20 protein-coding genes are annotated in these 22,991 nt (G+C 61.1%); 9 read left to right on the top strand and 11 right to left on the bottom strand.

Annotation, left to right across the window (positions count from 1 at the left end; all coding sequences use genetic code 11):
* The first annotated feature begins 68 nt into the window (after window positions 1-68).
* Window positions 69-1,328 carry a flavin-dependent oxidoreductase gene (locus LRK71_RS05995; RefSeq protein ID WP_232401825.1) on the top strand — a complete coding sequence of 420 codons (1,260 nt, stop codon included), beginning with the start codon at window positions 69-71 and terminating at the stop codon, window positions 1,326-1,328.
* 360 nt (window positions 1,329-1,688) lie between these two features.
* Here the strand turns inward: LRK71_RS05995 and glpK are convergent, their stop codons facing one another.
* The 3 genes from glpK to panB all read right to left on the bottom strand — a co-directional run bounded on the left by glpK (window position 1,689) and on the right by panB (window position 4,957).
* Window positions 1,689-3,173 (bottom strand): glycerol kinase GlpK, encoded by a 1,485-nt coding sequence (gene glpK / locus LRK71_RS05990; protein ID WP_232401823.1) that lies wholly within the window; start codon window positions 3,171-3,173, stop codon window positions 1,689-1,691.
* Between the two features lie 93 nt (window positions 3,174-3,266).
* The gene (gene panC / locus LRK71_RS05985) at window positions 3,267-4,118 is read right to left on the bottom strand and encodes a pantoate--beta-alanine ligase (protein WP_232401821.1); all 852 of its coding nucleotides are present in this window, start codon (window positions 4,116-4,118) and stop codon (window positions 3,267-3,269) included.
* Between the two features lie 8 nt (window positions 4,119-4,126).
* Window positions 4,127-4,957 carry a 3-methyl-2-oxobutanoate hydroxymethyltransferase gene (gene panB / locus LRK71_RS05980; protein ID WP_232401819.1) on the bottom strand — a complete coding sequence of 277 codons (831 nt, stop codon included), beginning with the start codon at window positions 4,955-4,957 and terminating at the stop codon, window positions 4,127-4,129.
* 163 nt (window positions 4,958-5,120) lie between these two features.
* Between panB and LRK71_RS05975 the strand changes: the two genes are divergently transcribed.
* The 7 genes from LRK71_RS05975 (at window position 5,121) to LRK71_RS05945 (ending at window position 12,429) form a co-directional block, all read left to right on the top strand.
* Window positions 5,121-6,599 carry an ABC transporter substrate-binding protein gene (locus LRK71_RS05975; RefSeq protein ID WP_232401817.1) on the top strand — a complete coding sequence of 493 codons (1,479 nt, stop codon included), beginning with the start codon at window positions 5,121-5,123 and terminating at the stop codon, window positions 6,597-6,599.
* 111 nt (window positions 6,600-6,710) lie between these two features.
* Window positions 6,711-7,124, top strand: a complete 414-nt coding sequence (locus LRK71_RS05970) for a (R)-mandelonitrile lyase (RefSeq protein WP_232401815.1) — start codon at window positions 6,711-6,713, stop codon at window positions 7,122-7,124.
* Between the two features lie 5 nt (window positions 7,125-7,129).
* Window positions 7,130-8,077 (top strand): ABC transporter permease, encoded by a 948-nt coding sequence (locus LRK71_RS05965; RefSeq protein WP_232401813.1) that lies wholly within the window; start codon window positions 7,130-7,132, stop codon window positions 8,075-8,077.
* 12 nt (window positions 8,078-8,089) lie between these two features.
* Window positions 8,090-8,902: an ABC transporter permease gene (locus LRK71_RS05960; protein WP_232401811.1), complete on the top strand. Its 813-nt coding sequence runs from the start codon at window positions 8,090-8,092 to the stop codon at window positions 8,900-8,902.
* Window positions 8,902-10,494 (top strand): ABC transporter ATP-binding protein, encoded by a 1,593-nt coding sequence (locus LRK71_RS05955; RefSeq protein ID WP_232401809.1) that lies wholly within the window; start codon window positions 8,902-8,904, stop codon window positions 10,492-10,494. Before LRK71_RS05960 ends, LRK71_RS05955 begins: the two co-directional genes overlap by 1 nt.
* Complete coding sequence (locus LRK71_RS05950; protein WP_408635977.1) at window positions 10,494-10,964, top strand: GNAT family N-acetyltransferase; 471 nt, start codon at window positions 10,494-10,496, stop codon at window positions 10,962-10,964. Before LRK71_RS05955 ends, LRK71_RS05950 begins: the two co-directional genes overlap by 1 nt.
* A complete protein-coding gene (locus LRK71_RS05945) occupies window positions 10,957-12,429 on the top strand; it encodes an aldehyde dehydrogenase family protein (RefSeq protein ID WP_232401807.1) in 1,473 nt (490 codons plus the stop codon). The genes LRK71_RS05950 and LRK71_RS05945 overlap by 8 nt, the downstream gene beginning before the upstream one ends.
* 103 nt (window positions 12,430-12,532) lie before the next feature.
* Here LRK71_RS05945 and LRK71_RS05940 read toward each other — a convergent pair whose 3' ends face one another.
* The 5 genes from LRK71_RS05940 to pncA form a co-directional block, all read right to left on the bottom strand.
* On the bottom strand, window positions 12,533-12,727 hold the full coding sequence (locus tag LRK71_RS05940; protein ID WP_232401805.1) for a hypothetical protein: 195 nt from the start codon (window positions 12,725-12,727) through the stop codon (window positions 12,533-12,535).
* 128 nt (window positions 12,728-12,855) lie between these two features.
* On the bottom strand, window positions 12,856-13,116 hold the full coding sequence (locus tag LRK71_RS05935; RefSeq protein WP_232401803.1) for a hypothetical protein: 261 nt from the start codon (window positions 13,114-13,116) through the stop codon (window positions 12,856-12,858).
* 415 nt (window positions 13,117-13,531) lie between these two features.
* Window positions 13,532-14,821 (bottom strand): nicotinate phosphoribosyltransferase, encoded by a 1,290-nt coding sequence (gene pncB, locus LRK71_RS05930; protein WP_232401801.1) that lies wholly within the window; start codon window positions 14,819-14,821, stop codon window positions 13,532-13,534.
* A 77-nt stretch (window positions 14,822-14,898) separates the two neighbouring features.
* Window positions 14,899-17,175: a hybrid sensor histidine kinase/response regulator gene (locus LRK71_RS05925; protein ID WP_232401799.1), complete on the bottom strand. Its 2,277-nt coding sequence runs from the start codon at window positions 17,173-17,175 to the stop codon at window positions 14,899-14,901.
* 90 nt (window positions 17,176-17,265) lie between these two features.
* The gene (gene pncA, locus LRK71_RS05920) at window positions 17,266-17,871 is read right to left on the bottom strand and encodes a bifunctional nicotinamidase/pyrazinamidase (RefSeq protein ID WP_232401797.1); all 606 of its coding nucleotides are present in this window, start codon (window positions 17,869-17,871) and stop codon (window positions 17,266-17,268) included.
* Between the two features lie 176 nt (window positions 17,872-18,047).
* On the opposite strand from pncA, the gene trhO reads away from it, so the two are divergent.
* Window positions 18,048-18,959, top strand: coding sequence for an oxygen-dependent tRNA uridine(34) hydroxylase TrhO (gene trhO / locus LRK71_RS05915; protein ID WP_232401795.1), 912 nt, complete (start codon window positions 18,048-18,050; stop codon window positions 18,957-18,959).
* An 81-nt stretch (window positions 18,960-19,040) separates the two neighbouring features.
* On the opposite strand, the gene LRK71_RS05910 is transcribed toward trhO, so the two are convergent.
* The 3 genes from LRK71_RS05910 to LRK71_RS05900 all read right to left on the bottom strand — a co-directional run bounded on the left by LRK71_RS05910 (window position 19,041) and on the right by LRK71_RS05900 (window position 22,899).
* On the bottom strand, window positions 19,041-19,484 hold the full coding sequence (locus tag LRK71_RS05910) for a MerR family transcriptional regulator (RefSeq protein WP_232401793.1): 444 nt from the start codon (window positions 19,482-19,484) through the stop codon (window positions 19,041-19,043).
* 1 nt (window position 19,485) lies between these two features.
* Complete coding sequence (locus LRK71_RS05905; RefSeq protein ID WP_408635976.1) at window positions 19,486-21,783, bottom strand: heavy metal translocating P-type ATPase; 2,298 nt, start codon at window positions 21,781-21,783, stop codon at window positions 19,486-19,488.
* A gap of 129 nt (window positions 21,784-21,912) precedes the next feature.
* Window positions 21,913-22,899 (bottom strand): helix-turn-helix domain-containing protein, encoded by a 987-nt coding sequence (locus LRK71_RS05900; RefSeq protein WP_232401791.1) that lies wholly within the window; start codon window positions 22,897-22,899, stop codon window positions 21,913-21,915.
* Window positions 22,900-22,991 lie beyond the last annotated feature (92 nt).

Raw genomic sequence — 22,991 nt, 5'->3', positions numbered from 1 at the left:
ACTTTTTCCTTGCCATGCGGGCGAGCCATGTGGTTGTGTGCCGTCAAATAATAGGAGGTATACTTACTATGTCCATTCTCATCGCAGGTGGTGGCATTGCCGGGCTAAGCTTGGGCCTGACGCTGCATCAGATTGGTGTGCCCTTTCACATCTACGAATCGACAGCGCAACTGCGCCCGCTTGGGGTTGGCATCAACCTGCAGCCTAATGCCGTGCGGGAACTCTTTGATCTCGGGCTAGAGACAGAGCTGGACAGCATCGGCATTCGCACTCAGCAGCTGGGATTCTATTCCAAGCTGGGCAAAACCATCTGGGAAGAGCCGCGCGGAATGCAGGCGGGCTATGCCTGGCCACAATATTCGGTGCATCGCGGTGAATTGCAGATGATGCTCTACCGGGCGCTGATCGCCCGCGCCGGGGAAGGCTGCATTACCACTGGGGCGCGGGCCTGTGGCTTTGAACACAGTGACACCGGTGCGGAGCTGCTGCTTGCCGATGGCAGCCGTAAACACGGCAGCCTGCTGGTGGCTGCGGATGGCATTCATTCGGCGCTGCGCGCCCAGATGTATCCAGAGGAAGGCGCGCCTATCTGGAACGGGCGCATCCTGTGGCGCGCCACCACCCAGGGCCAACCCTGGAAGGGCGAGGCCGCCATGGTAATGATCGGCCACGACAGCCTACGCCTGGTGGCCTATCCGATCTCGCGCCCCGATGCCACGGGACAGGTGACGCTGAACTGGATTGCCGAAAAGAGCTTTGACCCCGCCAGCCCCTGGAAAAAGGAAGACTGGAACCGCGCCGCAGATATCAATGATTTCATTTCAGATTTTGCAGATTGGCAGTTCGACTGGATTGATGTGCCAGGACTGATCCGTGGCGCAGAGGTGGTGTATGAATACCCCATGGTAGACCGCGACCCGCTGCCACAGTGGAGCTTTGGCGCGGTCTCTTTAATGGGTGATGCCGCCCACCCGACCTATCCGGTGGGATCCAACGGCGCCAGCCAGGCGATCTTGGATGCGCGGGTGATCGGGGCGAAACTGCTGGCGCAGGGCGTCACCCAGGCAGCCCTCGCCGCCTATGAGGCAGAGGTACGGCCGCTGGCAACGGGCATCGGCCAGACAAACCGGGCAGGCAAGGGGCCGGATGCGGTGTTGCAACAGATCGAAGACCTCTGCGGCGGTGATTTCACCACCATTGACGAGGTAATCCCCCGGGCCGACCTGGCCGCCCATGCGGCACGCTATAAATCCATCTCCGGCTTTTCGATCGACGACCTGAACGCCCGCCCTGCCACCATAGCACCCGGCGCACGGATGGCACGTTAGAAACACGGGGGGCCACACAGGGACAGCACAGGGCAGCACAGGCAGAGTTGAGACCGCTGCACACGGGCGGGCTCCCGCCCGTCATCAGGCCCAAGTGGCCCTCTTCCCGTTGGGCCGGGCGCCGGGCAGAAGCCCGGCGTGGGCCTCCCCACCCCCTTTGATCCAAAGGCAACCGCGCCGCGCGTCAGCGCGGCGCTGGGCCCAAGGTCGCCAAGGTCTTTCGGCGCCAGCCGATGACCTGCGGGCGCGGGAGCCCCCCCCCCTGCCGCTGGGTATCCGGCTGCACGCAGTCAACCAGTCAACCGCACCACGGTCGACTTCACCAGGATTGCGCAGGCCTGCCAGGGCGGGCGCAGATCTTTAGATGCCAATCACGGCCTGCACCGCGCGCTGCCAGCGGGCATAGGCGGCATCGCGACGCGCCGGGTCCAGTTGCGGGGTGAATTTGCGATCCAGCGCCCAGGTTGCGGCAAAGCCAGCCTGGTCCGGGTAAAGCCCAGCTCGCATCCCAGCCAGCCACCCTGCCCCCAGCGCCGTGGTCTCCTGCATCCTGGGACGATCCACTGCCGCGCCCAACAAATCCGAGAGGCTCTGCATAGTCCAGTCGCTTGCGCTCATGCCGCCATCAACCCGCAGGGTCACCTGCGCCTCTTCCGGCCAATCGGCCCGCATCGCCTCCCACAGGTCGCGGGTCTGATAGGCAACGCTTTGCAGCGCCGCACGGGCGATCTCTGCCGGGCCAGAGCTACGGGTCAGCCCAAAGATGCCCCCCCGGCACTCGGGTTGCCAATAGGGCGCGCCCAGCCCGGTAAAGGCGGGCACCAAAAGAACATCCTGTTCCGGGTCTGCCTGTTCAGCCAACGCCCCCGTCTGCGCCGCATCATCGATAATACCCAGCCCATCGCGCAGCCACTGCACCGCAGCACCGGCAATAAAGATCGACCCTTCCAGCGCATAGGTGGGCTGCCCGTCCAGCTGATAGGCAACGGTGGTTAGCATGCGATTGCGAGAGGCCACCGGCGTCGCGCCTGTGTTCAGCAGGGCAAAACATCCCGTACCATAGGTCGATTTCATCATCCCCGGCTGAAAGCAAGCCTGGCCGATGGTTGCCGCCTGCTGATCGCCCGCGACGCCCAGAATAGGCACCTCTGCACCCAGAATATCGGCCTGGACAACCCCAAAATCAGCGGCACAATCCTTGACCACGGGCAGCATCGCCATTGGCACCTGCATCAAGGCGCAGATTTCGCTGCTCCAGTTGCCAGTGTGAATATCATACAGCATGGTGCGCGAGGCATTGGTGGCATCGGTCACATGCGCTTTGCCGCCGGTCAACCGCCAGATCAGAAAGCTGTCGATGGTGCCAAAGAGCAGCGCACCGCGTTCCGCCTGCGCCCGCGCATCCGGCAGCTGATCCAGGATCCAGCGGACCTTGCTCCCTGAAAAATAGGGATCCAGCAGCAGCCCCGTCTGCTGGCGGATCAGATCTTCATGGCCCGCCGCGCGCAGGCTCTCGCAGAATTCGGTGGTACGCCGGTCCTGCCAGACGATCGCCCTATGCACCGGTTTGCCGCTGTCCCTGTGCCAAACTGCCGTGGTTTCGCGCTGGTTGGTAATGCCAATGCCCGCCAGATCAGAGGCACTGATACCACAGTCGGCCAGCACCTGGCGGCAGGTGGCAACCGTACTTTGCCAGATCTCTTCCAGATCGTGCTCTACCCAGCCCGCCTTGGGAAAATACTGCGGAAATTCCTGCTGCGCCGTGCCAACGGCCTGCATTTCCGCATCAAACAATACCGCTCGTGTTGACGTGGTGCCCTGGTCGATTGCCAGAATGTAACTCATGTCCCGCCCCTTGATGGATCTCCTCAGGGCGGGACTTTAACGGCAAGATGTTACCGCTGCCAGCACTTACTAAAGAATTAGTTCACAAATCGGCTACACCGCGACATTGTCGATCAGCCGCACGCCTTCCAGCCAGGCTGCCACAAACAGGCGCGCAGGGTGATCCGGGTCACCCGCGGTCTCCAGCGCGCTCAGATCCACTGCCGAGCAGAGCGAGAGATACTCCACCTCGTCAAACCCGGCGGCAAGGATATCAGCCTCGGCCTGCTTGCCCAGCTGCGCAAAGGATCCGCCTGCGGTCAGCTCTGCCGCCAGATCGGTCAGAATAGGATGCATCCTCCCCGCCTGTTTCGCGCCAGCCGCTGAGAGTCGCAAATTGCGCGAGGACATCGCCAAGCCAGAAGCCTCGCGCACTGTTGGACAGCCCACCACCTCTATCGGGATATCCAGATCCCGCGCCATGCGCCGCACCACCAGAAGCTGCTGATAGTCTTTTTCGCCAAAAAACGCCTGATGCGCCCCGGTTTGCAAGAACAGCTTGGCCACCACCGTCGCAACCCCGTCAAAATGACCGGGGCGACAGGCCCCCTCCATCTGATCCGCCACCCCGGTCACAGTAACATTAGAGGCAAAGCCATCTGGGTAGATCTGGTCCGGGTCCGGTACATAGATCGCATCGACACCATAGGGGGCCAGTTTGATGGCATCCTCATGTTCGGTACGCGGATAATTGGCCAGATCCTCGGGATTGTTGAACTGTTTTGGATTGACAAAGATCGTCACGACAACCCGGTCACAGGCGGATTTGGCGGCCTCGACCAGCGACAGATGCCCCGCGTGCAGAGCCCCCATGGTGGGGACGACCCCGACCTTCTCACCCGCACGGGTCCAGTCACCCTGTTTGGCGCTCAGCGTGGCGAGGCGGCGAATAATCGGAACAGTCATGGAAATATTCACCCTTTGGAGCCTGCTTGATCGGCAAAAACATGTTCGGCGGCAGGAAAGCTGCGCGCGCGGACATCGGCGGCATAGGCGGCAATCGCGGCCTCGGCATCAACGCCCAGGTTGCCGTAGCGCTTTACAAATTTTGGTTTGAAGGCAGTAAACAGCCCCAGCATATCATCCACCACCAGGATCTGGCCATCACAGCCGGCCGAAGCGCCAATGCCAATGGTGGGGATCGCAACGGCGGCGGTAATCTCATCCGCCAGTGTTTGCGGCACTTTTTCCAGCACCACGGCAAAGGCACCGGCCTCGGCCACCGCCTGGGCACCCGCCATCACCGCAGCGCCGGCGGCATCGCGCCCCTGCACCTTATACCCGCCAAGGGTGTTGATTGATTGTGGCGTCAGCCCCAGATGCGCCATGACCGGAATGCCCCGCTCTACCAGAAAGCGGATGGTCGCGGCCATCTCGACACCGCCCTCCAGCTTGACCGCAGCCGCCCCGGCTTCGCGCATCAGTCGGGCAGCATTGCGAAAGGCCTGCGCGGGGCTTTCTTCATATGACCCAAACGGCATGTCAATCACCAGCATCGCATGCGACAGCCCCCGCGCCACCGCCGCGCCGTGAAGAATCATCATCTCCATCGTGACCCCCAGCGTTGATGGAAGGCCATGCAGCACCATGCCAACGCTGTCGCCGACCAAAATAAAATCGCAATGTTGATCCATCATCTGTGCCATCGGCGTGGTATAGGCTGTCAGGCTGACAATTGGCGTTTTGCCCTTTTGTGCAAGGATATCTCCTGCGGTAACGGCGGGGTTTTGTGAGTTCGCGCTCATGATTTTCCCTGGGTTTGTACGGGTTGCGCACAGCTATCAACTAAAGCCCTGTGCTTCTAGGCGACGAATTGTCTCTGACCCCTTGATTACCCCACGGAAAAGAGGAAACCTTAGCGCAAAGCCCCCGACAACAGGGGACCCATCGCAACAAGGGAACTGGAAAATGACATTCAGATCAATCGTTTTTGCCGCTAGCTCTACACTGGCACTGATCGCCGGCGCAGCCTCGGCCAAGGATTCCGTGATCATCGGACTGCAGCTGGAGCCGCCCCACCTTGACCCGACCAGCGCCGCCGCCGGGGCGATTGACCAGGTGCTTTATTCCAATGTTTTTGAAGGGCTGACCCGGTTTATGGGCGATGGGTCGGTTGTGCCGGGCCTCGCCAAAAGTTGGGAAATCTCGGAAGACGGGCTGAGCTATACCTTTCATCTGAACAGTGGCGTCACCTTCCATGATGGCAGCAGCATGGACGCCGAAGATGTGAAATTCTCGCTGGACCGCGCCCGCGCCGAAGACAGCACCAATGCGCAAAAGGCCCTGTTTGCCGATATCGCCAGCGTCGATGTGATCGACCCCGAAACGGTTAACATCACCCTGAGCGAACCCAATGGCAACATGCTGTTCAACCTGGCCTGGGGCGATGCCGTGATTGTTGCCCCCGAGAGCATCGATGACATCAAGACCAGCCCTGTGGGCACTGGTGCCTTCAAATTCTCGGGCTGGGTGCAGGGCGACAGCATCACCTTGGAAAAGAACGCCAACTACTGGGGCACCCCTGCTGTGCTCGACAACGCCACCTTCAAGTTCATCTCGGACCCTACCGCCGCCTTTGCTGCAGTGATGGCCGAGGATGTGGACGCCTTCGCCAGCTTCCCGGCACCGGAAAACCTGCCCCAGTTTGAGGCCGATCCGCGTTTCCAGGTTCTGGTAGGTTCGACCGAGGGGGAAACAATCCTGTCGACCAACAACAAGCAGGCGCCTTTTGATGATCTGCGGGTGCGCCAAGCGCTGGCCCATGCCATCGACCGTCAAGCGATCATCGACGGTGCCATGTTTGGCTATGGCACCCCCATTGGCAGCCATTTTGCCCCGCATCATCCCGCCTATGTCGATCTGACCGGCCAGTCCGCCTATGACCCGGAACAGGCCAAGGCGCTGCTGGCCGAGGCCGGTCTGGCGGATGGCTTCAAGACCACCCTGCACCTGCCGCCGCCCTCCTATGCCCGTCGTGGTGGCGAAATCATCGCCGCCCAGCTGGCACAGGTCGGCATCGAGGCCGAAATCATCAATGTGGAATGGGCCCAGTGGCTGGAAACCGTGTTCCGCGGCAAGGATTTTGGCCTCACCATCGTCAGCCATACCGAGCCAATGGACATCGGCATCTATGCCCGCCCGGACTACTACTTTCAGTACAACAATCCTGAATTCCAAGAGTTGATGACCAGCCTGAACGCAACCACGGATCCCGATCAGCGGATGGCGATGCTCAAGCAGGCGCAGGAAACCATCGCAAATGACTATGTGAACGGATACCTGTTCCAGATGGCCTCTCTCAGCGTGGCCAAGGCCGATCTACAGGGACTTTGGGCCAATGCGCCGACCCAAGCCATTGACCTGACCGCCGTCAACTGGGCTGACTAGCCCCCATATGTGCAGAGGGTCTGACCGGGCTCTCTGCTGCAACTGGACAATGCTCTTCTGCCGGGCGCGACATCTCTCGCCCGGCAGCCTTACTCTTGCAGGACAGACGTGATGATTGATCTTTACCCGGCCGGCAGCCGCCCCAGCCGCAAAGCCCCGACGCAGTGGTTCACCGGCGATGTCTGGCTTGATCCCATCATCGATGCCCCGGCCCCTGCCCGTGTTTCTGCCCTGCGGGTGAGCTTTGCGCCAAGCGCACGCACCGCCTGGCACAGCCACCCCCTGGGACAGACCCTACAGGTGATCAGCGGCCTGGGCCTGATTGCGCTGCGCGATGAAGCGCCCCGCCTGATGCGCCCTGGCGATACCCTCTGGATTCCGCCCGGCGTGGAACATTGGCACGGGGCCGCTCCCGACACTGCCATGGTGCATCTGGCCATCCAGGAAGGCCTTGATGGCTCTGCCGCCGAATGGCTGGAGCACGTCAGCGACACCGATTATCTACGCCCCACAAAGAGCGACTAATACCCATGCTACGCTATGCACTGAAACGCGGGCTGTCACTGGCGATCAGCCTCGCAGTTGCCTCGCTTGTCATCTTTTTTGTCATTGAGATCGCGCCGGGAGATCCGGCCTCCTTTATGCTGGGCATCAATGCCGAGCCAGACACCGTTGCCGCCCTGCGCACCGAACTGGGGCTGGATCAAAGCAAGCTTCAGCGCTACCTCGGCTGGGTTGGCGGTATGCTGTCCGGCGATTTTGGCATGTCCTATACCTATCGTACCCCGGTGGCAGAAATGATCGCTGATCGCATGTGGGTGTCCCTGCCGCTGGCGATCTATGCGCTGACCCTGTCGACGCTGATCGCCTTTCCCGCCGGGATCTACGCCGCCGCACGCCGCGGCAAGCCCGGCGACATGGCAGTGATGGGGGCCACCCAGCTGGGCGTCGCAGTGCCAAATTTCTGGTTTGCGATGATCCTGGTTCTGATCTTTGCCATCAACCTGCGCTGGTTTGGGGCCGGCGGCTTTGCTGGCTGGGACAAAGGCTTTGGCGCGGCGATGAAGTCGCTGACCCTGCCCGCCATTGCCCTGGCGCTGCCCCAGGCTGCAATTCTTGCACGGGTCATGCGCTCGGCCTTGCTCGACATCCTTGGCGAAGATTTCATGCGAACCGCCCGCGCCAAGGGGCTGACACGGCGTCAGGCGCTGTGGCGGCATGGGCTGCGTAATGCGATGATTCCGGTACTGACCATCATCGGGCTGCAGTTTTCCTTTCTGCTGGCCGGGGCCATCATCATCGAGCAGGTGTTTTTCCTGCCCGGTCTGGGCCGGTTGGTATTCCAGGCCATTTCCGCCCGCGATCTGATCGTGGTGGAATCCGTTGTGATGCTTTTGGTCTTTGCCGTAATCAGCGTCAATTTTCTGGTCGATCTTGCCTATGCGCTGGTGGACCCCCGCCTGCGCAGCCGCACGTAAAGGAGCCTACCGATGAACCGCAATCTTATCCTCGGGTTGGGACTGTCCTGCGTGGTCGTTTTGGCGGCGCTGGTCTCCTTTGTCTGGACCCCATTTGACCACACGGCGATGAATATTCCCGCCAAGCTGCAAACACCCAATGGCACCCACTGGCTGGGCACCGATCACTTTGGCCGCGATATCTTTTCCATGATCATGGTGGGGGCGCGGACCTCTATCGCCGTGGCCCTGGTGGCCGTCGGCATCGGCATGGGGCTGGGGGTGCCGCTGGGCCTGGCAGCCGCCGCCAAAAAAGGCAGCTTGCTCGACGAAGGCATCATGCGGGCCAATGATCTGGTCTTTGCCTTTCCCTCCTTGGTGATCGCTATCCTGATAACTGCCATCTTTGGTGCCGGTGCTATTAATGCCATTATCGCCATCGGCATTTTCAACATCCCGGTCTTTGCCCGCATCACCCGCGGTGCGGCGCTGTCGCTGTGGGAACGCGAATTCATTCTGGCAGCTCAGGTTTCAGGCAAGGGAGCGGCGCGCATATCGGGCGAACATATCCTGCCCAATGTGGCCAATCTGCTAATCGTACAGGGCACAATCCAGTTTTCCCTTGGCATCCTGGCCGAGGCAGGCCTGTCCTATGTGGGCCTAGGCGCGCAGCCACCCACCCCCAGCTGGGGCCGGATGCTGGCCGATGCCCAAACCATGGTGAGCTTTGCACCGCATCTCGCCCTTATTCCCGGCTCTGCCATTGTGGTGACGGTGCTGGGGCTGAACCTGATGGGCGACGGTCTGCGCGACTGGCTTGACCCCAAACTGAGGCTCGCACGCTGATGACATTACTGAACATTTCCAACCTATCCCTGCGCATCGGTACTTTTAAGATCCTCAAGGACGTCTCTTTTTCCGTCGCCCCCGGTGAAATCGTCGCCGTTACTGGTGAAAGCGGATCTGGCAAATCGATGACTGCCTTTTCCGTCATGGGCCTGCTGCCCGACACCGCCGAGGCAAGCGGAGCACTTTACCTTGAAGACCAGAACCTGCTGGACTTCAGCGAGGCTCAGATGTGCGGCATGCGCGGCAAAAACATTGGCATGGTGTTCCAGGAACCGATGACCGCGCTGAACCCGGTAAAAACCATTGGCGATCAGGTGATGGAAACCATCCTGATCCACAAGGCGATGTCCCCCGAGCAGGCCCGCGACCGCGCCCGTGCCCTGTTGGACCGGGTCGGCCTGCCGGAAGACCGCTTTCCACTGGGCCGGTTCCCGCATGAATTGTCCGGCGGGCAACGTCAGCGGGTGGTCATCGCCATGGCCATCGCCCTGCGCCCCAAGTTGCTGATCGCCGATGAACCCACCACGGCTCTGGATGTGACAACCCAGGCGCAGATCCTTGATCTGCTACGCGATCTGGTGCGCGAATTCGACATGGGCCTGATGATCATCACCCATGATCTGGCGGTGGTGGCGGACCTCGCTGATCGCATCGTGGTGATGCGACACGGAGAGCTGGTGGAAACGGGCACCACACAAGAGCTGTTGCACAATATGCAGCACCCCTACACAAAAATGCTGTTTGCCGCCTCCAACCACCAGGTGACGCTGCCGCAAGCCCCCGCCCCCCAGCCGCTGCTAGAGGTGTCTGGCGCCATCCGTGACTACCCGCTGCCGCGCGACGGGCTGTTTGCAAAGCCCAAGCATTTTCGCGCCGTCAAGGAGGTCTCCTTCACCCTGTACCGGGGCGAACGCCTGGGGCTGGTGGGGGAATCCGGCTGCGGAAAATCGACCCTGACACGGGCGATTTTGGGGCTGGAACCGCTGCAAGGCGGGGACATTCGCCTGGATGGGATGCCCATCACCACTGAACAGAACCCGGAAATCCGCCGCCGTATGCAGGTGGTGTTCCAGGATCCCTTTGGCAGCTTCAACCCGCGTCACCGGGTGGACCGGCTGATCACCGAACCCTTTCACACCCTGACCGACCCACCCAAGGGCATGGCCCGCAGCGATCTGATCACTGAAACCCTGCGCGCCGTGGGCTTGAAATCCGACGACGCGCAGAAATACATTCACCAGTTTTCCGGCGGCCAGCGCCAGCGTATCGCCATTGCCCGCGCCCTGATCACCCGGCCTGAACTGATCCTGTTTGACGAGGCGGTCTCGGCGCTGGATGTATCAGTGCGGGCACAGATCCTCGATCTTCTGGCCGAACTCTGCGAGGCCTACGGGCTGAGCTATCTGTTCATCAGTCACGACCTCAGCGTGGTGCGGACCATCACCGACCGCTGTCTGGTGATGCAAAAGGGCGAAATCGTCGAAGCGGCCCCAACGGAAGAGATCTTTGCCGCCCCCCAGCATCCCTATACCCGCGCGCTGATCGCAGCGGCACCGCAGCTGCCGGATCTAAACCAGGGCGCGGCCTGATGGTGACCCTGTCGCTGATACTGCCGCGCCAACAGGCCGTCTTTGCCTCGGTGTTGACCCCCTACTTCCACGAGGTCAGCCCCGCGGCAAAGATTGATCCGGTGAAACGCGCCGAGCAGATGCTGAACCGGCGCGACGTGACCGCCTTCTGGATCCACCAGGGGGCGGCCCGCATCGGCTTTGCGCTGGTGCTGAACCTGCCCGATGACCGGCGCGAGTTGTCCGAATTCTGGATCACGCCACAGTCGCGCCGCCAGGGACTGGGCCAGGCGGCCGCCAGCCTGATCTTGCAGGAATTCCCCGGCCGCTGGCGCATGGGCATATCCAAACACTCCCCCCAGGCCGCCGCCTTCTGGGGCACCTGCCTCAGCCTCACGCCCGGTCTCAGCGATTTGAAGACTGGCGCGCCCTTTACCGAACACCAGACCAAAAGCTACACATTTGACATTGCAGGACCCGAACATGCCTAATCAACAGACCCCTGACGCAAGCCCTCTCTGGTTCGACCCCAGCCTGTGCCTGATTGGTGCCAACTGGCAACCCGCCACCAGCGGTGAAACCCTGCCGCTGATGAACCCCTCCGACGGCAGCGCCCTGTGCCAGATCGCCCGCGGCACCAGCGCTGATATCGACGCGGCCGTTCAGGCCGCCAAGGCCGCACTGGAAGGTGACTGGGGCCGGATGAGCGCGCTGGAACGTGGCCGCATCCTGACCCGGATTGGCCAACTGGTGCTGGAACGGGTGGATGAGCTGGCCGCGCTTGAGGCCATGGATGTGGGCAAACCCCTGACCCAGGCCCGCGCCGATGCCGTCGCCCTGGCGCGCTACTGCGAATTTTACGGTGGCGCGGCAGACAAGGTGCATGGCGAAACCATTCCCTATCTGGACGGCTATACTGTCTATACCCTGCGTGAACCGCATGGTGTCACTGGCCATATCGTTCCCTGGAACTATCCGATGCAGATCATCGGGCGCTCGGTCGGGGCGGCGCTGACCATGGGCAATGCCTGTGTGCTGAAACCAGCAGAAGAAGCCTGCCTGACCGCGCTGGCCTTTGCCCATATCGCCCAGGAAGCCGGCCTGCCCGCCGGGGCGCTGAATGTGGTGCCCGGCCTTGGGGCCGAGGCCGGGGCGGCACTGACCGCGCACCCAAGCGTGCATCATATCTCCTTTACCGGATCGGTGGCTACCGGCGCACTGGTTCAGCAGGCAGCGGGGAAGAACGTGGTGCCTGTAACGCTGGAGCTTGGCGGCAAATCCCCGCAACTGGTGTTTGACGACGCCGATCTGGACGCGGCCCTGCCGTTTCTGGTCAATGCAGGCATTCAGAACGCGGGTCAGACCTGTTCTGCCTCCTCGCGCATTTTGGTACAGCGCGGTGTCTATGAAACGGTCAAGACCCGCATGGCCGAGGCCTATGGCGATCTGACCGTTGGCCCCGCAGGTGAGGATCTGCGCCTTGGGCCGCTGATTTCAAACCGCCAGAAAGAGATCGTCGAGGGCTTCCTCGCCAAGGGCGCAGATTTGCAGCTAGCAGCCCAGGGGCAAATCGTAGAGGGCGCACCAGACACCGGTGCCTATGTACGCCCCACCCTGTTTGCCGATGTGCCCGCCGATCACGCGCTGGCGCAGCAAGAAATCTTTGGCCCGGTGCAGGTACTGATCCCCTTTGACACCGAAGAAGAGGCACTCACCATCGCCAATTCCACCGATTTTGGCCTGGTCGCCAGCGTCTGGAGCCGCGACGGCGCCCGTCAGATGCGGCTGGCCAAAAAGCTGCATGCGGGTCAGGTGTTCCTCAACAACTACGGTGCTGGTGGCGGGGTAGAGCTGCCCTTTGGTGGGGTCGGAAAATCCGGCCATGGCCGCGAAAAAGGCTTTGAAGCGCTGTATGGCTTTTCCCAGCTGAAAACCGTGGCCGCCCATCACGGCTAAGCCCCTAGGGCGGGGGCCAGCCCCGCTCTTTTCCCTGCACAACCGTTAATCGCCCAGATAAAGATTTTGCGCCGCGCCTATGGCGCGGCGCAGTCCACGAATGTCAGCTTGTGGGTGACGCATCCGGTGTGTCAGCTTCACTCTCAATCCGCGCATTGCGAAGACGTACTGTCTTCTGATGACGGATTTCGGCCTCGTCTTCAGTGATGCGTCTCACAATGCGCGTCGTCTTATCCAACAGCGTTTCTTTCGGGGGGGTGTTGGACGTAAAGACGGTTGTTTTAGCCAGATTGGCCATGAGTAGTCTCCTAATAATACTTGCGTGCAATGTTGTGACCTAGCTCAACGGGCTAATCACCGCTCTGGCCGCAAAACCGAAAAGCTTTGCGGCCATGAGCTTTCTGACAGATGAGGTGAGAAGAACGGTTATGTCGGTTCTACGCCTTCGACATCTTTGACGTTTTCGAGATGAACGAGGGCGGACTGTAGATCCTCCGCGTTGTAGGATGGAGTTGATCCGGCCATGCCCTCAGACGTTGCCTCCAGCTTTTGCCCCGCATCGACAGCCATCGACTTTAGGATTTTCACCTTGTCAGCGTGGCCGAGCTTTACGTCGCTTAGGACATGATCCGGTGTTTCAAAGTAGCGCGAAGGGTTCGATACTCTTGCTTGTGCATAATTGGTCATGCTGCTCCTTCTTTACCGCGATTGAAAAGCAATCGGCAGTAACTGTCTGAATGATGTGGGTTGCGACCACCCTGTTCGGATTGGTCTATTTGGACCCTGCGGGCGGCTTGGACATCATGTTCCAGCACTCGCTTCAAACCCGGCTTCATGCAGGTTTTCTTGGTCCGTCTATTTATTGATACAGGAAACAAGGGAAAAAATCAATGTCAGTGGCCGACAGCGCTGGTTTTCTTCCCGATACCGTACTGAATGCGTGACCAGGCATGCGCATGCAAAAGTACAGGATCGGCTTGGTGATGACTTCATTTGTCGAAAGCAGCCGCAGCAATTGAAAGCGCTAATGTCGGCTCTGTTCGCTCAGCCGTCATTCCTTTACTCCCCCAAAACAGCACCCGCCGGGCCACGCACAACGCGATCAGACGATCACGTCTAGGCGTTCTTGCGCGCCGACCTTAAAAACACGTTTGTAGCGGGCGATTTCATCTGCCGGGCCCATGGCCTTTTCCGGATTATCCGACAGCTTCACGGTGGGACGGCCATTGGCGGACACCGCCTTGCAGACCAATGAGAAGGGCGCCAGCGCATCCTTCGGGACCAACCCGCGGAAATCATTGGTCAGCAGGGTGCCCCAGCCAAAGGAAACCTTGGTGCGGTGGGAAAATTGCCCCTGTAGTTCGGCGATCTTGTCCACGTCCAAACCATCCGAGAAAATCACCCGCTTACCCTGCGGATCCTCACCGCGATCCTGCCACCACTTGATCGCCACCTCTGCCCCGGCGGCCGGGTCGCCGCTGTCGACGCGGATGCCGGTCCAGCCGGCCAGCCAGTCGGGCGCATGATCCAGAAACCCCTGGGTGCCATAGGTATCGGGCAAGATGATACGCAGGTTGCCTTCGTGTTCGTCGTGCCAGTCAGACAACACGTCATAGGGCGCGCGCGCCAAGGCTGCATCATCCGCCGCCAGGGCGGAATAGACCATGGGCAGCTCATGCGCGTTGGTACCAATAGCCTCGACCTCGCGCCGCATCGCGATCAGGCAGTTGGAGGTGCCGGTGAATTTACTGCCCAACCCTTCGCGCATCGCCTGCACGCACCAATCCTGCCAAAGAAACCCATGACGGCGGCGAGTGCCAAAATCGGCAATACTCAGCCCGTCGATATCGCGCAGGCGCTCGATCTTTTCCCAGACGCGGGTCATGGCGCGGGCATAGAGCACCTGCAATTCGAACCGGCCCATATCGTTCAGCACCGCCCGCGAGCGCAGCTCCATCAGCACCGCCAGTGCCGAGATTTCCCAGAGCATGACCTCGTGCCATTTGCCTTCAAAGGTCAGCTCATACTGATCGCCGATGCGTTCCAGATGATAGGCCGGAAGGCGCAGGCCTTCAAACCATTCCATAAAATCCGAACGGAACATCTGGCGCTTACCGTAAAAGGTATTGCCGCGCAGCCAGGTGCTTTCGCCACGCGACAGCGACAAAGAGCGGATATGATCCAGCTGCTCGCGCAGTTCTCCTTCGTCGATCAGCCGGGCCAGCGGCACCGATGTCGTCCGATTGATCAGCGAGAATGTCACCTGGGTGTCCGGCTTGTTGCGGAACACAGATTGGCACATCAGAAGTTTGTAAAAGTCTGTATCAATCAACGACCGGATGATCGGATCGATCTTCCATTTATGATTGTAGACGCGGGTTGCGATATCCACCGGCGGCCTCATGCAAGTTGGGTCAAGGATTGATAGGCTAGGCCGCCAGTCAGGGCAAGGCAATCGGGGTGTGCCGATCAGCCCGCGCGTGGCCGCCGCGCCCGGTCACCCCAATAGGTGGCCAGGACATCCTGCAGCTGTTTTCTATTCACTGGCTTGGTCACAAATTCATCCATGCCAACTGCCAGGCAGGCCTTGCGGTCGGTGTCAAAGGCATTTGCCGTCAATGCGATGATCACCGGCTGCGGCTGCGGCCAGGACCGGATGATCTGCGTCGCCTCCAGCCCGTCCATCACCGGCATGCTCACATCCATCAGGATAATATCCGGCTTGAAATGCTCTGCCTTGTCCACTGCCTCGGCACCATCATAGGCAAATTCCAGCTCCAGATCAGCGTCTTTCAGGAATTTCTGGATTAACAGGCGATTGACCCGATTGTCCTCGGCCACCAAGAGCCGCAGCCCGGTCAGCTCATCCTGGCTGCTCACCGCGTCTGGTACCAGCGGCGGTGCGACTTCAACGCCGTCAGTGGCACCGTCAAATGGCAAGACCAGCGTAAAACAGGACCCCGCCCCGATTTCCGAGCTGACGGCAATCCGCCCGCCCATGGCTTCTGCCAGACGTCGCGAAATCGCCAACCCCAGTCCCGAGCCGCCAAAGCGGCGGCTGATGGCCGCATCTGCCTGCGAGAAGCGCTCAAAAATCCCGGTGAGCATATCATTTGGGATGCCAATGCCGGTGTCCGAAACCGCACAGTGCAGCAATACGCCCGCATCCTTGGTGGGCTCTGCCTCGACAGATATCTTGACCCGGCCTTTTTCGGTGAACTTGATGGCATTGCCCACCAGATTGATCAGAATTTGCCGCAGCCTGTGATCATCCCCATGCAGAGATCTCGGCAGACCAGCATCCTGCTCGACGATCAGCTCCAGCCCCTTGTTCTCGGCCTGGCTGCGCAGCAGGCGCACGGTCTCGTCAAAACAGGCCTGCAGGTCAAAATTTGTTGGGCTCAAGGTGATCTGCCCTGCCTCTAGCTTTGACAGATCCAGAATATCATTGATCAGGGCCAGCAGCGTCCGGGCAGAGCTGAGAATGGTATCGGAATAAAGCTTCTGATCCTCATCCAGGTCGGTTTCTTCCAGCAGTTGCGCCATGCCGATCACCCCATTCATCGGGGTGCGGATCTCGTGGCTCATCGTGGCCAGGAAATCCGATTTGGCGCGCGCGCCCTCTTCTGCGGCACGGCGGGCATCGTCCAGCTGCTGCGTGTTTTGTTTGGTCGCCGTGATGTCCCGTTCAATGGCGATATAAGAGGTCACCTCGCCTTTGTGGTTCTGGATCGGCACTTGATTGGTTTCGATCCAGATCCCGTGGCCCTTCTTGTGCCGGTTCAACACCTGCACCCGGATTGGGCGGGCCGCAGCCCGGCAGTCTTCGATCAACTGAATGGCGGCCGGATCGGTGTCAGGGTGGTTCAATAACGTCCCGAGGTTGCGGCCGACGGTTTCGCCAAAGCTATGGCCGGTAATACGGGTAAAGGCCTCATTCACCCATTGTGCCACGCCATTTCGATCCACAAGGATAACGCTGTCATTGGCATGACGGGCCACCAGGGCCAGTTTTTTGGCTTCGGCCTGCTGTTCAACCAGGCGTTCATAGGCCCCTTCCAGTTCCTGCTGTTGCAGCGCCTGGGTCAGCAGAATGCTCCGGCTTCGGGCAAAACTGCGGGTCACAAAAATCAAAAACCAGCCCAACCCAGCATAGAGAACCGCTAGGCCGGCTACCTGCAACTGTACCTGCTGGCGGCCGAAATCAACCATATCAACAACAAGCAGAACCACCGGCGTCAGCGAAAAGATAGTGAGCCGCGCAATCGCTGCCGGGCGGTGATAGGGAAACACCAATCCAACATTGATGGCGGTTCCCACCAACAGGCAGATGGTAAAAACAGAGGCAATCTCATCCGGATTGGCCTCTCTTCCCATCAGGGCGTTACCCCAAACGGGTGTTGTGGCGCAAAAGGCCAAGGCGCCCCCATGCAGCAGGGCCGTCCCGGTGGTGATCCGCCGCCAGACCAGCCCGGGCGCACCGGCGCTGACCCGTTTATAGGCCAGACCCAGGCACGCTCGTTCGATCGCTTCGGCCAGAAGGGCAATCGCCAGGGCGATCGCAGCAGCCTGCAGCGAGACACTGCCCCAGAGAATCAGGCCACCCAGGACATAAAAAGCGATACGCGACCAGAATATTCCGATTTGACCGCGGGCATACCGCAGGAATAGCCCATCAGGGCTATATCTCTTGTGGTGTAGGTCCAGTGGTCCTGTCACAGCCCCACCTTCCTGATCCCTAGTCATGCCAGCCTGCTGCCTCCGCGCAATGCCAAATTCATAGGCTTGTAATGTTTCAAATTCCCTAAAGCCCGCCTGCGTCGGCGCGTCGGGGCATCAGGCTGGGCCAGTCGGCAACTGCACCCCGGCCGCATGCATCTCTGCAAGAGCGCGATTCAGCGATCCGTCCAGATCAATGGCCCGGCAGGCTGCAAGCTCGACAGTGACATGAAACCCCAGTTTTGCAGCATCAAGCGCCGTGAAGGCGACACAGAAATCGGTCGCCAGGCCAACCAGCGTCAGCTCTTTGATGCCCCGCGTCCGCAAATAGCCCTCAAGCCCGGTTGGGGTCTGTTGGTCGTTTTCGAAAAAACCCGAATAGCTGTCAACGTTGCGGCGAAACCCCTTGCGCAGAATCAAATCTCCGCCAGTGTCCAGATCCGCATGAAAACTGGCGCCCCTGCTGCCCTGCACACAGTGATCCGGCCACAAGACCTGGGTGCCGTAATCCATTTCAACCAGATCGAACGGCACCCGCCCCGCATGTGAACTGGCAAAGGAGGAATGCCCCGCCGGGTGCCAATCCTGCGTCAGGATCACGGTTTCGAAATCTGCCATCATGGCATTAATCGGGGCCACCACCGCGTCGCCACCGGGCACGGCCAGCGCGCCACCGGGGCAAAAATCATTCTGTACATCAATGACGATCAGGGCCTGTGACATCTGTTTCACTCCTCACGTTAAAATCAGCTTTTACCCGGCTCCACCCCTTTTAGGAACTGTTTTGACGCCACACTGGACATCCCCCATCCGCCAGGCAGAGCGGGCATATTGCCGCAATATTCCCCTGCGGAATTGGTTTTCCTTGAAAAACCTGCCGCGTGGTTCTAAGGCGCGGTATGTATAGAATCACAGCGCTGTATCACTTCACCCGCTTCGCCGATCCTGCCGCCCTGAAACCGGCGCTGCTGGATCTTTGCCTGCAGAATCAGGTCACCGGTTCCTTACTGCTGGCGCAGGAAGGTATCAATGGCACCATCGCAGGCCCTGCCAGCGGGATAGAGGCGGTGCTGACCCACATCAAGGCGCTGCCCGGCTGCGCTGATCTGGAGTGGAAAGAAGCAACAAGCGATCACCCGCCCTTTGGCAAAATCAAGGTGCGTCTGAAAAACGAGATCGTCACCATGGGCCAGCCCGATGTCGATCCCAAGGCCAGCGTTGGCCACTATGTCGAACCAGAAGACTGGAACGATCTGATCCGGGCCGAGGATGTCGCGGTCATCGATACCCGCAACGACTATGAGGTCAAGATCGGCACCTTCGAGGGCGCCATTGACCCTGAAACCGCCAGTTTCCGTGAGTTCCCCGCCTGGTGGCAAGCCAATAAGGATCGCTTTCACAACAAGCGCGTGGCGATGTTCTGCACTGGCGGTATTCGCTGTGAAAAATCGACCAACTACCTGCTGAGTCAAGGGGTGGAGGACGTCTATCACCTTAAGGGTGGTATTCTGCGCTATCTGGAAGAGACCCCGCCCGAAGAGAGCAGCTGGCAGGGCGAATGCTTTGTCTTTGACAACCGGGTATCGGTTGGCCACGGGCTGGTCGAAGGCCCGCATGAGCTGTGCCACGGCTGTCGCCGCCCCATTGTGCCCGAAGACAAGGCCCACCCCAGCTTTGAGCTTGGTGTCTCTTGCCATCAGTGCATTGACGAGACCTCAGAGGCAGACAAGGCGCGCTTTCGTGAGCGGCAGAAACAGATGCACCTGGCCCGCGAACGCGGCGAAGCCCATCATGGCGGGCGCAGCGTCTAACGACAGCGACAAGACCCATCGCCCGCACAAGGCAACACTCTTGAATTTTCTTGAGTGTGCCACCCCCTGATGCTTCCTGCTCTAGCTGCCGATTGATCGGTCGCTGCCTGCCTCGTGATCGGTCAGGCATTCAGAATGGTTGCGCAGCACCTCCAGCACCCGGCATTGCGCCACAGAGTCCTGACCGCAGTCGCTGATCATCCGCTTCAGTTCAAGCTGCAGCGCCTGCAACCGCGCAATGCGGTCCTCCACCTGTTTCAGCTGCCGCTGCGCAATCGAATCCGCATCAGCGCAGGACTGGGCCGGATTATCGGCCAGATCCAGCAAATCGCGAATGGCCTCCAGCGAGAACCCCAATTGCCGCCCATGCCGGACAAAGGCCAGGCGATCCAGTTCTGCCTGGTCATAGCGCCGCTGCCCGCCCTCGCTGCGGGCGGGTTCAGGCATCAGGCCGATGGTCTCGTAGTAGCGGATCGTCTGCACCTTGGTGCCGGTGCGTTTGGCCAGTGCGCCAATAGTCAGCATATCAACTCTCCTTTGCGCGCAGCAGTCGCAGCGCATTGGCCACAACCAGAAGCGACACCCCGACATCCGCAGCAATCGCCCCCCACATGGAGGCCAGGCCAAAGACAGTTGCCAGGGCAAATAGCAATTTGGTCGCCAGCGAGACCGTGACGTTCTGCCGGATCACCGCCATGGTACGACGCGAGTGCTGCAGCAGCCAGGGCAGACGGCTGATGTCATCACTCATCAAGGCGATATCGGCGGTCTCGATGGCGGCATCAGATCCCACGGCCCCCATCGCCACGGCAAAATGCGCCCGCGCCATCGCCGGGGCGTCATTGACACCATCCCCCACCATGGCAACCATCTTGTACTCTTTGGTCAGGCGCTCGATCACCGCCAGTTTGTCGCCCGGCAGCAGCTCTGCGTGGATTTCGTCGATGCCGGTTTCAGCCGCGACGGCCCGGGCCGTGACCGCATTGTCACCGGTCAGCATCACCACCTTCTTGACGCCAAGCCGATGCAGCGCCGCCACCATCTCGCGGGCTTCGGGGCGCAGCCGGTCCCGCAGTGCGATCAGCCCCAACGGCCCGCTATCCGTACCCACAACAACCACGGTGGCACCTGCCGCCTCGATCTCGGCCATCTGCGCCGACGGCAGCGCTGCTTCGAAGCCTTTTTCGACCGCAAACCGCGGCGAGCCCAGCCAGAGCGAACGACCCTGAAACTGCCCCTCGACGCCGCGTCCCGGCACGGTCCGGGTGCCGCTGGCCGCCACAACGGCAGCGCCCTGCTGCTGCGCCTCGGCCAGAATTGCCTGCGCCAGAGGGTGCGAGGCCCGTGCCTCCAGTGCAGCGGCGGCCTGTAACAGATCCATCGCACCGCCATCCCCAAGAGGGTACAGGCCGCTCACTTCCGGGCGGCCCTCGGTCAGGGTACCGGTCTTGTCCAGGGCGATGGCGTCCAGTCGACCTGGTGCCTCTATATAGGCACCGCCCTTGATCAGAACCCCTGCCCGCGCCGAGGCAGCAAGGGCGGCAACAATCGACACCGGCGTAGAAATCACCAGCGCGCAGGGGCAGGCGATGACCAGCAGCACCAGCGCATTATAGACCCAGAATCCCCAATCGCCTCCCATCAGCACCGGCGGCAATACCGCCAGCGCCACGGCCAGCCCCATGACCACCGGGGTATAGATGCGGGCAAATTTGGTGACCCATTGTTCCACCGGGGCGCGCCGCGCGTGGGCCTCCCCCACCATGCGGGTGATCTTGGCCAGCACCGTGTCGCTTGCAGCCTTGCTGGCCGCCACCGTCAGGCTGCCCTCACCATTGATGGTGCCGGCATAGACCTCGTCCCCGGTCTCTTTGGGCACGGGTGCGCTCTCGCCGGTGATGGGGGCTTGATCGACCTCTCCGGCGCCGGCCACCACCTGTCCGTCCAGTGGGATCCGGTCACCGCCCCGCACGACAAAATACTGCCCGATCTGGACCTCGGCGGCGGGCATCTCTGTCTCACTTCCGTCAGCCGCGATCACCAGCGCCGTAGGGGGCGCCAGGTTGAGCAGGGTCGCCACCGCCGTGCGTGCCCGCCCGACGCTCCAGGATTCCAGCGTCAGCGACAGGGCAAAGAAAAAGGCGACTGTGGCAGCTTCGAAATATTCCCCAAGGGTCAGCGCGCCAGCCACCGCTACCACCATTAGCAGGTTCATATCGGGGGCAAGATTGCGCAGCGCATACCAAGCCTTGGGCAGCACCAGCCAGACCCCCAACAGGATCGCCACAAGAAACAGCGCCAGTTCCGGCAGTGGTACCGGCTGCGCGCCATGACTGGCAAAGAGCTGCCCCACCCCGCCTGCACCAGAGTGGCCAATATGCCAGGCCAGCCCCGCCGCCCAAAACCCGGCACTGGCGCCGGTGAACCGTTTTTGCCGGATCAGATGCGCCGCTTGGTCAGCCGTGGCACTGGCATCATCCCATGGCGTGGCCCGCATGCCCGTCTTTGCCACCAGGCGCAGCACTTCGGTGTCAGCAATCGGCTGGGCCGTGGCCAGCAGCGTCATCCGTCCGTTCAGCACATCAAAGCCGAGCTGCTCTGCCCCGCCCACCGCAGCCCCGAGTGCACGGTTCAAAATCGCCACTTCTTCGGCGCAATCGAGCCCATTCACCCGAAAACTGCGCCCTAACTTCATCTGGCCCGCATCTATCAGGGGCACCGCAGCCGCACTGCCACAGCAGCCTCCGGCTGCAGCAGCCTGATCGGAATCCTGAGCGGCAGGCGTGGTATCGGCAGCAAGGGGGGAACAGCAATTTTGGGACATGATCTGGCCTCGGAGTTTGTAAAGACCTCCCCTAGATAGACCCTTCAGCGACTAGAGGTTCAAGACCTATTTCAAAAAGCTTTGCCCCTGGCACTGCTCAGCCGCTTTCGCACCCGTTTCCGGCCGGTTTCAGGCCCGCAGCGCCGCCAGTGCGGCAGGGGGGCCGATCTCGCGATAGGCGCGGCGGCGCACCACCTGCGGGCTGACACCCAGCTGTTTGTGGAACCAGCGCGACAGGTTGGAGCGGGTGCCAAAGCCGGTTGCCGCAACAATTTCATAGAGATTGAGGTTGGTATGGGTCAGCAGCTGATGCGCCCGCTCGATCCGCAACAGGCGATAAGCGGTCTGTGGCCCGCCGCCGGTGCATTCGCGGAAGCGGCGCTGCAGTTTACGGGTCGATACCCCCTGTTCGCGCGCCAATTCACAGATCGACATGGGCTCTTCCATGTGCTGCTGCATCAGGGCCAGGCTTTGCTTGATCAGGCTATCGCCACCCGCCCGGTGCAAGATGTCCAGGGTGACCTTGCTTTGCAACCGGCTGTCACCTGCATCCAGCCCGACATATTCTCCCAGCGCATCGGCCATGAACGCGCCATAGCTGCGGCCGATCAGCTCTTGCAGCAAACGTAGCGCCGCCAGCGGGCTGACAGCGGAATGCACAGGATCGCCCAGGTGGTAGGACGCGCCAGTCTCGGCCGTTTGCAGGGCTTCCTCCTCGGCGGCGGCGGCAAAGTTCGAATGCACCGCCAGGGCCTGTTCGTCGAACAGGCCAGCCTCACGCAGCAGGAACACCGCACCGCCCACCAGAACCGGCTGGCCCGAGCGCTGCAACAGCACCTGCAGCGCGGCACGGTCCTGGCGGCTGACCCGCCAGCGGGCCCGGATATCGCCAAGAAAAATGCTCATGGCGCGCTGCAGGTTGCCTTGGCTAGGGTGTTGCACCTGCGACAGAGGCTGGATCGTCACCCGAAACTGCGCCTCTGGGATCACCTCATTTGCCGCCAGCAGCAGATCCGCCAGCACCTGCCCCGCGCCTGCGGGTGCCCCCTCTGGAAGCAGGATGGCCACCTGATCAGAGGGGGCGGCAGGATATGATAATGGGCTTTGGGCGGTCATTCTGGCCTCCTCCGATTGCTGGCGCGCCCTGCCAGTAGGGCGGCGCGCGATGTCAAAGGGGAGCGCCCGCCGCCCCAACATGGGCAGGGCGG

Source organism: Pseudophaeobacter flagellatus, from assembly GCF_021228235.1.
Classification (GTDB): domain Bacteria; phylum Pseudomonadota; class Alphaproteobacteria; order Rhodobacterales; family Rhodobacteraceae; genus Pseudophaeobacter; species Pseudophaeobacter flagellatus.
The sequence above is the reverse complement of the archived record's forward strand: the minus strand, read 5'-3'. Positions and strand labels throughout refer to the sequence as shown.

Excerpts from the sequence above, each read along its gene's own strand:
- LRK71_RS05995 (WP_232401825.1), top strand. The coding sequence starts at position 69 with ATGTCCATTCTCATCGCAGGTGGTGGCATTGCCGGGCTAAGCTTGGGC.
- glpK (WP_232401823.1), bottom strand. The coding sequence starts at position 3,173 with ATGAGTTACATTCTGGCAATCGACCAGGGCACCACGTCAACACGAGCG.
- panC (WP_232401821.1), bottom strand. The coding sequence starts at position 4,118 with ATGACTGTTCCGATTATTCGCCGCCTCGCCACGCTGAGCGCCAAACAG.
- panB (WP_232401819.1), bottom strand. The coding sequence starts at position 4,957 with ATGAGCGCGAACTCACAAAACCCCGCCGTTACCGCAGGAGATATCCTT.
- LRK71_RS05975 (WP_232401817.1), top strand. The coding sequence starts at position 5,121 with ATGACATTCAGATCAATCGTTTTTGCCGCTAGCTCTACACTGGCACTG.
- LRK71_RS05970 (WP_232401815.1), top strand. The coding sequence starts at position 6,711 with ATGATTGATCTTTACCCGGCCGGCAGCCGCCCCAGCCGCAAAGCCCCG.
- LRK71_RS05965 (WP_232401813.1), top strand. The coding sequence starts at position 7,130 with ATGCTACGCTATGCACTGAAACGCGGGCTGTCACTGGCGATCAGCCTC.
- LRK71_RS05960 (WP_232401811.1), top strand. The coding sequence starts at position 8,090 with ATGAACCGCAATCTTATCCTCGGGTTGGGACTGTCCTGCGTGGTCGTT.
- LRK71_RS05955 (WP_232401809.1), top strand. The coding sequence starts at position 8,902 with ATGACATTACTGAACATTTCCAACCTATCCCTGCGCATCGGTACTTTT.
- LRK71_RS05950 (WP_408635977.1), top strand. The coding sequence starts at position 10,494 with ATGGTGACCCTGTCGCTGATACTGCCGCGCCAACAGGCCGTCTTTGCC.
- LRK71_RS05945 (WP_232401807.1), top strand. The coding sequence starts at position 10,957 with ATGCCTAATCAACAGACCCCTGACGCAAGCCCTCTCTGGTTCGACCCC.
- LRK71_RS05940 (WP_232401805.1), bottom strand. The coding sequence starts at position 12,727 with ATGGCCAATCTGGCTAAAACAACCGTCTTTACGTCCAACACCCCCCCG.
- LRK71_RS05935 (WP_232401803.1), bottom strand. The coding sequence starts at position 13,116 with ATGACCAATTATGCACAAGCAAGAGTATCGAACCCTTCGCGCTACTTT.
- LRK71_RS05925 (WP_232401799.1), bottom strand. The coding sequence starts at position 17,175 with ATGACTAGGGATCAGGAAGGTGGGGCTGTGACAGGACCACTGGACCTA.
- pncA (WP_232401797.1), bottom strand. The coding sequence starts at position 17,871 with ATGTCACAGGCCCTGATCGTCATTGATGTACAGAATGATTTTTGCCCC.
- trhO (WP_232401795.1), top strand. The coding sequence starts at position 18,048 with ATGTATAGAATCACAGCGCTGTATCACTTCACCCGCTTCGCCGATCCT.
- LRK71_RS05910 (WP_232401793.1), bottom strand. The coding sequence starts at position 19,484 with ATGCTGACTATTGGCGCACTGGCCAAACGCACCGGCACCAAGGTGCAG.
- LRK71_RS05905 (WP_408635976.1), bottom strand. The coding sequence starts at position 21,783 with ATGTCCCAAAATTGCTGTTCCCCCCTTGCTGCCGATACCACGCCTGCC.
- LRK71_RS05900 (WP_232401791.1), bottom strand. The coding sequence starts at position 22,899 with ATGACCGCCCAAAGCCCATTATCATATCCTGCCGCCCCCTCTGATCAG.